Consider the following 13,771-nt stretch of genomic DNA (forward strand, 5'->3'; position numbering starts at 1 on the left):
TGTCGGAAACAACGACTATGTCTCGTTCCCGACTCTTCGGGTCCCTCTGCGGACTCGTCTTCTTGATCAATCTCGCCAGAATCGTTTTCGCGCCGCTGTTAGACGTCTTTATCGCCGAGTTCGCGATCGGCGAGGCGACCGCCGGGCTCATCGTGACGCTCGTGTGGGTCGGCAGCGCGTCCCTGCGGATGCCGACCGGGTGGCTCCTCACGAAGGTCCCGAGACACCACGTCGTGATCGCGTCCGGCGTCGTTCTCGCGGTTTCCTCCGGACTCGCCGCGACCGCGACGACGGTCCGATACCTCATGATCGGGGCCTTTCTCATGGGCATCGCCTCCGGCATCTACTTCGTCTCCGCGAACCCGCTCGTGAGCGAACTGTTCCCGTCGCGCGTCGGGCGCGTCATGGGGATCCACGGGGCGGCCAGCCAGATCGCCGCGGTGATCGCCGCGCCGTTCGTCGCGCTCACGCTGATCGTCGACTGGCGACTCTCGTTGTGGGCTATCGCGATCGGTGCGGCGGCGGTAACCGGCTACACGTGGTTTGCCGCACGAAACACCGAGATGCCGGCGGCGGGGCGGGCCGACCGCAACTTCCTCCGGAGTGCGCTCTCGGAGTGGCGGATCATCGCCACGGCGCTCGCCATCGTCGGCGCGGCGGTGTTCGTCTGGCAGGGCGTCTTCAACTTCTACGAGCTGTACATGCAGTCGAAGGGGCTCTCCGACGGAGAAGCGGGCGCGATGCTCACGGTCGTCTTCGCGGCGGGCGTGCCCGCGTTCTTCGTCGGCGGTGATTTGGCCGACAGACTGCCCAAGGTTCCGTACTTGCTCGGTATCGTCGGCGCGTTCTGTGCGTGCCTGCTCGCACTGACGCTCGTCGAGGGGCTGCTCGCGATCGGCGTCATCACCGTGCTCCTCGGCTTCGTCATGCACATGCTGTTCCCGGCGACGGACACCTACCTCCTCGACACGCTCCCGGATTCGACGCGCGGCAGCGCCTACGCCGCGTTCAGCTCCGCCTGGATGCTGACCCAGGCGCTCGGTTCGTCCGCTCTCGGACTGTTCATCGAACGCGGGTACACCTACGACACGGTGTTCGCCAGCGCCGCCCTCGCCCTCGCCGGTACGATCGCCGTTTTCGCCGTTCTCGAGTGGCGGGGATGGCTCCCGAGTTGAACCGTCCCGAAGCAATCGTCCGCATTCACCGCTCACGATATGTTCGCAGCGGCAATGCGAAGGAACGGGATTCGAACCACGCCCAGCCGTTTCGGGTTACTCGCATCGCTCGTTTTCCGAGCTGCGACTGGTCTACTCGATTTTGCTGAATCGTCCAGAAACTGCTGTGAAGGCCTGTTGAACGCGGAGAGTGTAGTCCGCACGGGCTTCTAGTAGCTTCTGAAGATTTCAACGGAGCCGGAGGTTCCGAATCGGAAGCGGCGTACCGTTCCTATCCGGGTCCGAAGGCCGCGATATCGGCTCCCACTGTCGCCAGTGCGTCGGCGGGATTCGGGTCGCTATCCGCCAGATGCGTGTACTGGTGGTCCGGGATGCTCGACAGGGCCGCCGCGACGGCCTCGCTGTACGTCTCGACGCCCGGTTCCGTCGGGTCATTGCCTCCCCAGACGTCTCGAATGACCGTCATCGAATCGATGCGGACCTCCAGCTCGCGTGGCTCGTAGCGAGCCAGCAGTTCGGAGAGCCCGAGCTGGAGGGCGACGTACTCGGCGGTGTTGTTTCCCGTCCGGGAGCCGACGGGTCGGCCGAGGCGGGCGAGTTGGTCCTCCGCAGCGTCCATGATGACAGCGCCCGCACCTGCGGGGCCGGGGTTGCCGCGTGAACTGCCGTCGACGTAGAGGACGAACGCGTCGCTGGTGGGCTCGGGGACGGGTGGTCGGGCGAGTCCCGACGCTAGCAGGTTCTCGAGCGCGCGACGCAACTCGGCCGGGGTGGTATCGGGGTCGAAGAGACCGCCGTAGCCGGGGACTGCGTCGTCGATGGCGTCGGTGGCGGCCGCCACCTCGTAGCCGACGCCCGCGAGTACCTCGTCGACGAGCGCGGCGAGGTCCGAGAGGTGTTCGGCCGGGAGCGGGTCGTCGCTCACGTCACGTCCCCCTTTGGGCTTCGCTTCCGGACCCTCACACCCTCGCTCCCGGATGATCTCGTTGGCTGGTCGTACCACTGCATATCGGTCCTCGGGGGTCGAGCGGGATAATCCCTTCAGGTGGCAGCGGTAGTGGACTGCTTTGAATCAGTCGGCCCTTCGGACTCCGTCGTTAGATTCCCACTGCTCGCGGGTTGCTCGCAGCGAAACTGCGAGGGAAGGGATTTGAACCACGCCCGAGAATCTGCTCGCTCCGCTCGCAGAACCTCGGTCTGATTCGAATCCCTCCGTTTCGCAGTCACCGCTCACGAGTGTTCGCGGCGACATGCGAGGGAAGGGATTTGAACCACGCGAAGACGGTCGCCTCGCGTCGCTCGGCGCTGTCGTTCGAGACGGCGAAGCCGTCTCGGGATGACGAAAGGTGCCTCCGGCACCTTTCGAACCACGACTTCTCTCGTTCAAACCCTTCCGTTTCGCATACACGACTCTTACTATCGTTCGAGTCGGTATGCGAGGGAAGGGATTTGAACCCTCGGACCCCTACGGGAGCGGGTCTTAAGCCCACCGCCGTTGGCCTGCTTGGCTACCCTCGCACAGAAGCGAGTGAAAATTGACCCGGAGTCGGGATGTGCGTTTCGATTCGAGCCCTTACCAGTCGACGCTGAGCGTGCCGTCGCCGTGGGGATCGGGCGCGATCTCCTCGTCGGTCCGGCGGTCGACGACGTGGATACAGCCGTCGTCTTTCTTCGCCGGGCAGACCTCCGCGGCGCGGACGTTGTGCTCGAGGTCCTCCTCGCCGAAGAAGTACTCGTTCGGTTGGGCCATGCCCGAGGCGATGGACATCTCCCAGTTGGCGCTGACTTCCGCACACCTGCCCGCGCCGAAGCACTTGTTCGCCTCAAAGATGATCTTGTAGGGCTTTTCCTCGACCGGCGGCGCGTTCGAGGAGCCGACATCGCTGGCGCGCTGAATACCGTCGTCGCTCATTGTGTAGTCGTTCGGCCGCGTGGTCTTTCGCGTTACGGTTGCCGCCGGTGGTGGCGACCGGCTACGCCGGGAGTTCGGCGGTCGGCTCCGGCAAGTCGTAGGTGACGCCGGTGAGATCGCTCGAGACGTCCCACAATCGACGAGCCGTCTCCTCGTCGTACGATCGGTCCGAGGAGGCCTGCCGCTCGGGCGCACCGCGCATGTTCATGAGGCCGCCGGGGCCGTAGTACGCGCCGCCCTCGGCGTCGGGCGCGGTCGCGGCGTACAGGGTCGGGAGGGCGCCCATTTCGGCCGATTGCGCGACGATCGCGTTCAATACCTTCATCGCCGCCTTCCGGAGGCGGCTGCCGCTCGCTTCGGGGCCGCGGAACTGTAACTGCGTGTTCGCATAGCCCGGATGGACGGCCATGCTCTCGGCGTTCGCGTCGGCGGTGAGGAACCGTCGCTCGAGTTCGTACGCGAACAGCACGTTCGCCAGCTTCGATTGGGCGTAGGCACCCCACTTGTCGTAGGAGTCCTCGCCCTGGAGGTCGTCGAAGTCGATCTCCCCGCGCTCGTGGACGCCGCTCGAGACGGTGACGACCCGCGCCGGGTCGTCCCCGTCGGTCGCGAGCGCCGCGAGTAACTGCCCGGTGAGCGCGAAGTGACCGAGGTGGTTAACGCCGAACTGGGTCTCGAAGCCGTCTTCGGTCTCGGATCGGGGAATCGCCATGACCCCGGCGTTGTTGATCAGGACGTCGATTTCCTCGCCCTCGAGTCGATCCGCGAACGACCGAACCGACTCGAGGTCCCCCAGATCACACTCCTCGACGCGCAGGTCGGCGTCGGGAACGTCCTCCCGAACGTCGTCGGCCGCGTTCTCGCCGCGGTCGACGCTCCGACAGGTCATGATCACCGTCGCGCCGTTGCGCGCGAGTTCGCGGGTGGCCTCGAGGCCGATGCCGCTGTTCGCGCCCGTGATCACGACCGTTCGGTCTCCCTGATCGGGAATATCGTCGGCTGTCCAGCTCATGTACGCCTCGTAGGTGTGGACGCCCTAAATGGGTTCCCGACGGGTGTCCGATCACGTCGCGTCGCACTCAGTACGGAGAGCGTACCGGAACGCGGTCGCAAAAACGTGCTCGATCGGCCGCTCGACGACTTACTCGTAGTCGACGTCGACGGACTCGAGGACGACGTCCTCTTTGGGCTGGTCGTTGGCGTTCGTGTCGACGTCACCGATCTCGTGGACGACGTCCATCCCGTCGGTGACTTTGCCGAAGACGGCGTGGCGGTCGTCGAGGTGGGGCTGGGGCGCGAGGGTGATGAAGAACTGCGAGCCGTTGGTGTCGGGCCCGGAGTTGGCCATGCTGAGGATTCCCTCGTCGTCGTGGCGCAGGTCGTCGTGGAACTCGTCGTCGAACTGGTAGCCGGGGCCGCCGCGGCCGGTCTCGGTCGGGTCGCCGCCCTGAATCATGAAGTCCTCGATGACGCGGTGGAACGCGACGTCGTCGTACAGCGGCTCGCCCTCGACCTCCTCGCCCGTTTCGGGGTCCTCCCACGTCTTGCCGCCGGTCGCGAGCCCGACGAAGTTGTCGACGGTTCGCGGCGCGCGTTCGTCGTACAGTTCGACCTCGATGTCGCCCTTGTTGGTGTGCAGCGTCGCAGTAACGTCTCCCATACTCTTCCGGAGGACAGGACGAGTGAAAACGGTAGTGGTCTCGAGCCGCGAGCGATCGCCGGGTGTTCGTTCGTCTCCGATTCATTTCAACCCGCGACGGAAGCCGCCATCGAGAGTCGGCCGCAGCTACATACCACCGGACGTGGAACGACCGTCCATGAGCGACGGCACGCATACAGCGGAGGAGGTGGCCCTCGCCCGGCTGCCGTCGGGCGTGGAACTGACGACGACGGTCCACACCTACCGCGGCGACGAACCCGGACCGACGCTGTACGTGCAGGCGGCCCAGCACGGCCGCGAGGTCAACGGGACGGAGGTCCTCCGACGGTTTCACGACCGGCTACCGCTCGAGTCGCTGTCGGGAACCGTGATCGCCGTCCCGGTCGCGAACCCGCTGACCTTCGATCGCGTCTCCTACACGACGCCGGAGCAACTCGACAGCGTCAATCCCAACATGAACCGGATCTGGCCGGGGGACGGTGAGGGGACCCTCCACCAGCGCATGGCTGCCCGACTCTGGGAGTACGTCGCGGCCGCCGACGCCCTCGTCGATCTCCACACGGGGAGTCCCGACATGCTCCCCCACGTCGTCTACCGCGAGGGCGACGAGCGCTCGCGGGCCCTCGCCGACGCGTTCGGGACCGACCTCTTACTCGCCGAGCAGGCCCACGAGGACGCCACCGACGAGTGGCATCGCCGCGGGTTCGCGGGCAAGCTCCGCGTCGCCGCCGCGTCGGAGGGAATTCCGTCGATCACGCCCGAACTCGCCCACAACAAACAGATCCTCGAGGAGGTCGTCACCGAAGGCGTCGAGGGCCTCCTCGACGTCTGCCGGTATCTCGACTTGCTCCCCGGCGACGTGCCCGACCGCGATAGGATCCTCGTGAGAAACCATCTCGGACAGGTCACCGCCGCCGACGCCGGGCTCTTTCGACCGAACCCGTCGCTCGAGGTCGGCGACTCGATCGCGGTGGGCGCAGCGATCGGGACGATCTACCATCCGACGACCTACGAACCGCTCCAGGAGGCCCGCACCGATCAAGAGGGAGTCCTCTACGCGCTCACCCGCGAGGCGACCGTGACGGCGGGTGATCGACTCGCGAGCGTGGCGTTACCCGTCGAGCAGTGATCGACTCGGCGTTTACTCCTCCACGATATCCGGGAGCGCCGATAGCGTCTCGATATCGTAGGTCGGCGCGACCGAGAGCACATCGTCGCGACAGTGCCGGCGACGGACGAACGCGGAATCGATTCCGGCGCGGTGGGCTGCGACCACGTCGCTTTCGCTGTCGCCGACGAAGAGCGCCGAGTCGGCCTCGAGGTCGGCGAGCGCTCGCTCGAGGAAGTGGGGATCCGGCTTTTTCACTCGGAGGCTCTCGATCGTCTTCGGGCGACCGTAGTAGGTGTCGAACAGCGACTCGAGATCGAACGCGTCCAGGACGAATTCGATCGTACTGTGGTGGTTGTTGCTCACGACGCCACGGTTCTGGGAAAGGTCCGCGATCGTCGTCACGTCGTCGTATCGGTCTCGAGTCCCGTCCCTGAACCGCTCGAACTGGGATCGTTCGTCGTGTCGCTCACGGGCATCCCAGAACGTCGTCGGCTCGAGGTCGTAGTCGGTACAGACCTCGTGTAGCTGCGCGACGGTCACGCCGTTCACGATGGCGTCGACGTGCTGTTGGGCGACGTCGTCGACGCCAACGTCCCGAAACGCGGCCCGCGTCGCGGCGGCCTGGGTTTCGGCGGCCGGCGGCTCGACCAGTACGCCGTCGCTGTCGAACAGCACTGCGTCGTACCCTGTCACGTTCCCAACCAGTCAGAACGAGTAATTGATCGTTTCGATTCGGCGGCCCTCGACGGGTCCGAACGACGACGCGAAGTCGTCGCGATCTTCGATTCCGTTAGCAGGTCGAGAACGCGCCGTCGACGACCAGCCCGTGGCCGCTGACGAACGACGCCTCGTCGCTCGCGAGGAAGAGGATCGCGTTCGCGATCTCCTCGGGTTTCCCGAGCCGCTTGAGCGGGTAGTCCTCCGCCATCTCCTCTCTCGCGACTTCCGGATCCTCCTGCTGTTCGAGGTAGCCCTCGAGCATCTGCGTCTCGGTGAAGCCCGGACAGACGGCGTTGGCACGGACGCCGTAGGGTCCCGCTTCGGCGGCGACGGTTCGCGTCATGTTCAACACGGCGGCCTTGGTCGTCGAGTAGGCGGCCTGTTTGGGGAGGCCGAGAATGCTCGCCAGCGAGCCGACGTTGACGATGGAACCCGAGCCCTGCTCTTTCATGTGCGGGAGCGCCGCGTCGCAGCCGTTCCAGACGCCCTTGATGTTGATATCGATGACGAAGTCCCGGATGTCCTCGTCCAGGTCCTCGAGGTTGCCGCCGGGGTGGCCGGTGCCGGCGTTGTTGACCATTACGTCCAGACCGTAATCCTCGGCGACCGCATCGACGACCGCGTGAAACTGCTCGCTGTCGGTGACGTCGAGTTCGTGGAACTCGGCGTCGCCGCCGTCTTCCTCGATGGCCTCGGCGACGGCCTGCCCGCCCTCGGTATCGATGTCCGTGACGATGACGCGTGCGCCCTCCTCGGCGCAGCGTTCGGCCGTCGCCTGCCCGATTCCCGACGCCGCGCCCGTGATAACTACTGTCTTGTTGTCAAGTCGCATAGATTCGGTATCGGACGGCTCCTACATAAATTCGTTCATAATTTCCGATCTCGTTGATGGGGCCGTTTACGAAATTACCGCTACGAGCGAACACTGGTAAATCCTCCATCGAAGGAGGTCGATTGTCCCCCCGGATCGGTCAGCCGTTCGGACGCCTCCCAGCCGCCTGCCCGGAACAATACGTTGATCCGATGGATGCCCGTTACCGAACGATGTATGGCCGAGTTCGGCGGCCGCGTTCGGAGCGTGTGGCGGCGGACGCTGTCGCTCTCGTGGCCGATCGCGATCCAGCAGACGTTCAATACGCTGATGCGGACGGTCGACATCATCGTCACCGGACTGTTCTCGCCGGCGGCCGTCGCCGCCGTCGGGCTCGCGGACCTGTACGCACAGCTCCCGCTGCGAATCGGACTCGGACTCGGCACCGGTGCGATCGCCCTCTCGAGCCAGGACACGGGCCGCGGTGCGGAAGCCACTCGCGACCGGGCGATCACGCAGGCACTCCTCATCGGATTCGTCGCTGGAATTCCGCTAACGATCGTCGGCCTGACGCTGTCGGAGCCGCTGATCGCCCTGCTCGGTGCCGAACCCGGTGTCGTCGAGATGAGCGGGCGCTACCTCACGCTGGTCTTCGCCGCCGCGCCGATGCGTATCGTCGGGCTCGTCGGCGCGCGATCGTTACAGGGAACTGGCGATACGCGGACGCCGATGCTCGTCAACGTGGGCGCGAATGCCATCAACATCGCGGCGACGATCGGCTTGGGACTCGGGCTCGGTGTCCTCCCCGAGCTGGGCATCGTCGGCGTCGGGCTGGGGACGGCGATCAGTCGGACGGTCGAGGGCGGCGCGATTACGGCCGCGATCGCGACCGAGCGGACGGACCTCTCCTTCGCTCGCCCGCGGAGTCTCACGATCACGCGCCAGCTCGTGGCGGTGAGTCTCCCGAACTTCGCCGAGGGAATGAGCACGTCCCTCGCGAACTTTCCGTTCAACGCGCTCTTGCTCACGTTCGGGACCGACGTGACGGCGGCCTACCACATCGGTCGACGCAGCTATCAGCAGGTCAGCGGGCCGCTCTACCGCTCCTACAGCGTCGCCGCGAGCATCGTCGTCGGACAGGAACTCGGCGACGGCCGCCCCGACGATGCGCGGTTTTCCGGACTCGCCATGACGGCGCTCAGCGTCCTGACGCTCAGTCTCGCCGGCGGCGTCCTCATCGTCGGCGCATCCCCGATCGCGGGACTGTTCACGGACGATCCGGCCACCCTCGAGTACGCCGCGACCTTCACTCGCGTGTTCGGCGTCTCGATGTTCTGGTTCGGATTCTTCTTTCCGCTGTCGGGGAGTCTCCGCGGTGCGGGCGACACGCGGACGCCCTTCTACGCCCGGTTGACGGGAACCGTCGGCTTTCTGCTCGGCTGTTCGTATCTCGTCGGAGTCACGTTCGGCTACGCCCTCCCCGGCGTGTACGCCGGGATCGTGCTTAACTACGCGTGGTGGACGGTCGTCGTGGGGGCGGGATTCCTGTGGGGCGACTGGGCCGACACGGCGGCGACGATGCTGTCCGAGCGTGCGAGCGAGACTGGCTGACCCCTGTTCGATCGTGATCGTGCGCTGGATCAGTAACCCACTTTGGGACACATTATATATTATGGATGATAGTTTGTACTAATTTTCAGGTATACTATGTTTTTTGATTCAATCTCAAAGAGCCGCAGTGTACAAGCTATTGCCCGGTAAAGGCCGGAAGTACGGTAGATAATGCGAAACTTCCACGAAACACTGTGCGACCCCTTCCACGAGTGCTAATAAGGCAAATAATTGCTCTTTGAGTCCTCTATGCCGCGGAAGAGGGGGTTCATTCTGCGAACAGTGCGATCCCGTTATTATAGTATATTATATCATAAAGTCACTATTACATTATTTGCCGGTCCGGATCGAAATCCCGGCCCGTCCGACCCCCGTTCGAGCGCTCGAGGGACCGACCGGGACCTTCATCCCGATCACGACGAGCGTCCATTGCGTTACGACCATATGGCTGTAATATTAGTCTACAGTCGGATTGCGGAGGGCCGGTCCCCTACTGAACCACCGCCGCGCCGGGTCCCGATCGTGGCGTCCCAAGTAGCGTTCACTCCGGTTGAACGGCTACGAGAACATCATGTTCACTTCGATCGTGTTCGCCGTCGACAGCAACTGGGTGCGAAGGTCGTGTTCCTCCCACTCGTTCTCGAGTCGATGGTGGGGTCCGGCGACGGTGACCGCCCCGAAGACGGTTCCGTCGTTGCCCAGGATCGGTGCGCCGATGGCGCTGATTCCGGGCAGGTACTCCCCGCGGCTGTACGCGACTCCCTCGTCGCGAATCGCCGCGAGTTCGTCGAAGAGGGCGTCTCGATCGGTGATCGTCTCGTCGGTAAACGCGGGCAGTCCCCACTGGTCGATGACCTCGTCGACTCGCTCCTCGGAGAGGTGGGCGAGCATCGCTTTGCCGCCGCCGGAGCTGTGGAGGTAGGTGTGCGTCCCGACGTCGATGTCGCTGGTGAACGAGCGGGTCCCCTCGCTGACGTTGAGCACCGTTCCGAGCCCGTTCTGGTGTGTCGAACAGAGCACTCGTTCGCCGACTCGCTCCGACAGGTCGGCGATGGGCGCGTCGGAGGCCGCGTACAGCGGCTCGGCGTGCTTGACGTGTTCGCCGAAGGAGAGGAGCCGAAGGCTCAACCGGTATTCGTCGCCGTCCTGCACCACGTACCCCTTCGATCGCAGCGTCGTCAGGTGGGCGTGAACCGTGCTCTTGGCGAGCCCGGTCCGCTCGGTGAGCTCGGTGACGCCGGCCCCCTCGGCCTGCCAGAGCGCCTCGAGGATATCCAGCGCTTTCACCACCGCTTCGATCCGATTCCCTCCGTCCCCGCCTGTTGTTCCCATACATCACGTTCAACGAAACGAACTAAAACTGTTCCGCTCTGCTGAACGCCGCTCGTCCTCGAAAAAATGGATCCGGATCGCGAACGACCGTTTCCGACGGTTATTCGTCGGATATCGTTGATCTGGGCGTTTCTGTGGTGGTTGAAAGATCGTCACACGGTAACGTTTAAGTGGGACGTTATGTAAGACGAATTATGGACTTCAGCGAACCGTCCGAAGCCGTGCAGATCAAGAAAGCTCTCGACGACTTCATCAAACAGGAGGTCGCTCCGCTCGAGAACGAGTACGATCGGTTCCTCGGCGCGGACTACGAGAAGGAGATCGTCGACGACGAGCACCGACAGGTCCCGGAGTACCGCAATATCATCGAGAAGATCCGGAAGAAGTCCGTCGAGGCAGGCTTCTACGGCATGACGATGCCCGAGGAGGTCGGCGGCGGCGACGTCGGCATCCTCACGCGAGCCATCGTGGGCGAGCACATAGCAAACCGGCCACCGGGGTTCGCCAGCGCCATTTTCGGCGGTGCCGGCGGCCCAACGCCCATCCTGCTGAACTGCGACGAGCGCCAGCGCGAGGAGTACCTCGAGCCGCTGATGGACGGGGAGATCACGACCTGCTTCGCGCTGACCGAACCGGGCCACGGCAGCGATGCCCATCACATGGACACCAAGGCCGAGAAAGACGGCGACGAGTGGGTGATCAGCGGCCAGAAGTGTTACATCACGAACGGCCCGTACGCCGACTTCGCGATGGTGTTCGCTCGGACGAGCGGGGAGGACGGTGATCTGGGCGGGATCACTTGCTTCCTCGTCGACAAGGACAACCCCGGCTTCGAGGTCGGAAAGATCCACCGCGCGATGGGGATGACCCCCGGGACGCACTCCGAACTGTACTTCAACGACTGCCGCGTCGGCGAAGAACAGGTGCTGGGCGAAGTCGACAAGGGCTTCCAGTCCGCGATGGACTGGATCGGCGGCGGTCGGATCAACATCGCCGCCGGCTCCGTCGGAACGGCTCAGTTCTTGCTCGATATGTCGGTCGAGTACGCCCGCGAGCGGAAGACGTTCGACAAACCGATCGGTCACCGACAGGGAATCTCGTTCCAGCTGGCCGAACTCGCGACGGACATCGAGCAGGTCCGTCAGCTCTACCGCTACGCCGCCTGGAAGATGGACGAGGGCGAGCGAGCCCGCAAGGAGGAGTCGATGGCGAAGCTCCGCGGGGCGAAGCTCGCGAACGACGCGGCTGACATCGCGATGCAGGTCCACGGCGGAGCCGGTTTCATGAAGGACCTCCCCATCGAGCGCAACTATCGATCGGCTCGCGTGTTCCGGATCTTCGAGGGGACGGACGAGATCATGAAACGGACGATCGCCCGCGAACTCATCTGATCGTCCACGATGGACGACTCGACGCAACGGGACCCCGTCGCAGTCGGCTCGCAGGTCTCCCGGCTGGACTTCGACATCGAGTGGCCGCCGAAACACGCCGCGGCGTACCTGATCGAGGAGCCCGCGCCGATCCTGATCGACACCGGCGATCCGGGGGACCGCGCCGAAACGACGATCCGCGAGGGACTCGCTGCGAGCGGGTACGACCCGGCCGATATCGAGGCGGTCGTCGTCACCCACCCCCACAGCGACCACATCGGACAGGTACCGCTCCTGCGCGAGGCCGGGGCTGCGGTGTACGCGCCGCGGACGGTCCTCGAGCAACTCGAGCGTAACCCCGACGACCTCGCCGACGGGGTTCGCGAGATCGGCCGCTCGACGGGCTACCACGGCGAGGCGATCGATCGCGCGGTCGAACAGGCCCAGTCGTCCCTGCGACGCAATCGGCGCTTGCTCGCCCCCGAAGCGGCCGTCCCCTTCGAGTTCGGCGAGCCGTTTTCCGTCGCGGGTCGCGAATTCGACCCGATCCACACGCCCGGCCACCAGATTCACCATGCGAGCGTGGCAACAGACCTGAACGGTGAGCGCGTCCTATTCAGCGGCGACGCGCTCATCGAGTCGTTTCGGCCCGGTGCGATCCACGTCGGCATCGATTACGGAGCCTACGACGCCGTCGAGGCCTTCCACCGTGCGATGGACCGACTCGAAGAACGAGAGTTCCACCGCGTCTTCCCCGGCCACGGCCCGGTCTTCACCGATTACCGGGGAGCTATCGAGAACACTCGGTCGTCACTCGAGACGCTCACCGGGGAGACGCTCGAGGCGGTGACGGCCGTCGGTCCCGCACCGCCGACGGAACTCACCCGCCACCGCGTCGGCGAGACGAGACATCCGGCGCAGTTGCTCGACACGCTGGGCGCGCTCGGCACGCTCGAGGAACGGGGGCGAGTCGAGTACGAGGATCGCGACGGCGTCCGCTACTACTCGTTCAGGAAGGCCTCGCCGTGATCGAGGGGGAGGACGACGCGATCCGCGATGCCGCCGTAGGTGTCCCGGGCCGCCGCGAGCAGTTCCTCCGGCGGCGCTTCGATCGCGAACGTCGACAGCATCTCGTCGGTGATCAGGTCGGCCATGTCGTCCCAGCGCTGTTCTCTCGAGAGGTCGTGTAACTCCTCGCCGACGTCCCGCCAGCCGTGATGCTCGAGGACGTCGTGGTAGGTGCGCGTGCTGCCGTAGAAGGCGATGCGCCGGCGCACTTCGTCCCGCGATCGCTCGCGCTCTTCGTCCGTCTCCCCGGTCACGACGAACGGGCTCGCGGAGAGGGCGACGTCCTCGAGCGAGCGATCGCCGCGATCGGCTCCCTCCGCGACGGTTGGAGCGATGACCTCGTCGGTGTACCCGGGCGTGTTGAACGGGTGCATCGCCAGCCCGTCGCATAGCTCGCCCGCGAGCCGGATGTTGTACTCGTTGACCCCCGCGATGTAGATCGGGACGTCGGGGTGGTCGATCGGTCCGGGATCGAACGTCTCGGTCATGAGCGAGAACGAGTAGTGGTCGCCCTCGTAGTCGAGCTCCGCGCCTCCCTGAAACACGTCGAAGATGTGCCGGAGCGACTCGACGACCTCGCGCAGCCGCGGTCCCGGCGACTCCCAGTCGACGCTGAACCGGCGCTCGTTGTGGCCTTTGACCTGCGTGCCGAGTCCGAGCACGAACCGGCCGTCGGTGTGCCGCGCGAGATCCCAGGCGGTGTAGGCGAGTGCCATCGGGCTGCGAGTGAAGGCGAGCGCGATGCGCGTTCCCTGCCGGATCTCGTCGGTCCGATCCGCGATGAGCGGATGCGGGAGGAACGCGTCGTTGTCCGTCTCGGGCGTCCAGACGCCGTCGAAGCCCAGTTCTTCGGCGCGTGCGGCGGCTCCGCCGGCGTCGCCTGACAGTCCCGGCACCATCGCGTCAATGCGAAGGTCTGACATACACGGTGGTCGACGAGGTGACCCTTCAATCTATGGACGCGTTTCGGGTCGCGGATAGAACGCGAGCGCGACCCACTG

General features: G+C 65.2%; 13 protein-coding genes and 1 tRNA gene. 5 read left to right on the forward strand and 9 right to left on the reverse strand.

The window, feature by feature from the left end; translation table 11 throughout:
• The first annotated feature begins 17 nt into the window (after positions 1-17).
• Positions 18-1,175 carry an MFS transporter gene (locus LDB05_RS16635; RefSeq protein WP_226005103.1) on the forward strand — a complete coding sequence of 386 codons (1,158 nt, stop codon included), beginning with the start codon at positions 18-20 and terminating at the stop codon, positions 1,173-1,175.
• Positions 1,176-1,446: 271 nt separating this feature from the next.
• Here LDB05_RS16635 and LDB05_RS16640 read toward each other — a convergent pair whose 3' ends face one another.
• From LDB05_RS16640 to LDB05_RS16660, 5 genes are all read right to left on the reverse strand, one after another.
• Positions 1,447-2,100 carry a ribonuclease HI family protein gene (locus LDB05_RS16640; protein WP_226007929.1) on the reverse strand — a complete coding sequence of 218 codons (654 nt, stop codon included), beginning with the start codon at positions 2,098-2,100 and terminating at the stop codon, positions 1,447-1,449.
• A gap of 509 nt (positions 2,101-2,609) precedes the next feature.
• A tRNA-Leu gene (locus LDB05_RS16645) sits at positions 2,610-2,693 on the reverse strand.
• Between the two features lie 55 nt (positions 2,694-2,748).
• Positions 2,749-3,087: a ferredoxin gene (locus LDB05_RS16650; RefSeq protein WP_226005104.1), complete on the reverse strand. Its 339-nt coding sequence runs from the start codon at positions 3,085-3,087 to the stop codon at positions 2,749-2,751.
• 61 nt (positions 3,088-3,148) lie between these two features.
• The gene (locus tag LDB05_RS16655; RefSeq protein ID WP_226005105.1) at positions 3,149-4,099 is read right to left on the reverse strand and encodes an oxidoreductase; all 951 of its coding nucleotides are present in this window, start codon (positions 4,097-4,099) and stop codon (positions 3,149-3,151) included.
• Positions 4,100-4,228: 129 nt separating this feature from the next.
• Positions 4,229-4,747: a peptidylprolyl isomerase gene (locus tag LDB05_RS16660; RefSeq protein WP_226005106.1), complete on the reverse strand. Its 519-nt coding sequence runs from the start codon at positions 4,745-4,747 to the stop codon at positions 4,229-4,231.
• Positions 4,748-4,904: 157 nt separating this feature from the next.
• Between LDB05_RS16660 and LDB05_RS16665 the strand changes: the two genes are divergently transcribed.
• Positions 4,905-5,876 carry a succinylglutamate desuccinylase/aspartoacylase family protein gene (locus tag LDB05_RS16665; RefSeq protein WP_226005107.1) on the forward strand — a complete coding sequence of 324 codons (972 nt, stop codon included), beginning with the start codon at positions 4,905-4,907 and terminating at the stop codon, positions 5,874-5,876.
• A gap of 12 nt (positions 5,877-5,888) precedes the next feature.
• Here the strand turns inward: LDB05_RS16665 and LDB05_RS16670 are convergent, their stop codons facing one another.
• Together LDB05_RS16670 and LDB05_RS16675 are read right to left on the reverse strand one after the other, a co-directional pair.
• Positions 5,889-6,551, reverse strand: a complete 663-nt coding sequence (locus tag LDB05_RS16670) for an HAD family hydrolase (protein ID WP_425498575.1) — start codon at positions 6,549-6,551, stop codon at positions 5,889-5,891.
• Positions 6,552-6,648: 97 nt separating this feature from the next.
• Positions 6,649-7,410 carry an SDR family NAD(P)-dependent oxidoreductase gene (locus tag LDB05_RS16675; protein ID WP_226005108.1) on the reverse strand — a complete coding sequence of 254 codons (762 nt, stop codon included), beginning with the start codon at positions 7,408-7,410 and terminating at the stop codon, positions 6,649-6,651.
• Between the two features lie 216 nt (positions 7,411-7,626).
• Between LDB05_RS16675 and LDB05_RS16680 the strand changes: the two genes are divergently transcribed.
• Positions 7,627-9,000: an MATE family efflux transporter gene (locus LDB05_RS16680; protein ID WP_226005109.1), complete on the forward strand. Its 1,374-nt coding sequence runs from the start codon at positions 7,627-7,629 to the stop codon at positions 8,998-9,000.
• 558 nt (positions 9,001-9,558) lie between these two features.
• Here the strand turns inward: LDB05_RS16680 and LDB05_RS16685 are convergent.
• Positions 9,559-10,332 (reverse strand): IclR family transcriptional regulator, encoded by a 774-nt coding sequence (locus LDB05_RS16685; RefSeq protein WP_226005110.1) that lies wholly within the window; start codon positions 10,330-10,332, stop codon positions 9,559-9,561.
• Between the two features lie 194 nt (positions 10,333-10,526).
• Between LDB05_RS16685 and LDB05_RS16690 the strand changes: the two genes are divergently transcribed.
• Positions 10,527-11,723, forward strand: coding sequence for an acyl-CoA dehydrogenase family protein (locus LDB05_RS16690; RefSeq protein WP_226005111.1), 1,197 nt, complete (start codon positions 10,527-10,529; stop codon positions 11,721-11,723).
• A 9-nt stretch (positions 11,724-11,732) separates the two neighbouring features.
• The gene (locus LDB05_RS16695; RefSeq protein WP_226005112.1) at positions 11,733-12,731 is read left to right on the forward strand and encodes an MBL fold metallo-hydrolase; all 999 of its coding nucleotides are present in this window, start codon (positions 11,733-11,735) and stop codon (positions 12,729-12,731) included.
• Here the strand turns inward: LDB05_RS16695 and LDB05_RS16700 are convergent.
• Complete coding sequence (locus LDB05_RS16700) at positions 12,704-13,693, reverse strand: TIGR03617 family F420-dependent LLM class oxidoreductase (RefSeq protein ID WP_226005113.1); 990 nt, start codon at positions 13,691-13,693, stop codon at positions 12,704-12,706. The two genes, LDB05_RS16695 and LDB05_RS16700, sit on opposite strands and share 28 nt — an antisense overlap.
• Positions 13,694-13,771: the final 78 nt, after the last annotated feature.

The organism is Natrinema salinisoli (assembly GCF_020405205.1).
GTDB classification, from domain to species: domain Archaea; phylum Halobacteriota; class Halobacteria; order Halobacteriales; family Natrialbaceae; genus Natrinema; species Natrinema salinisoli.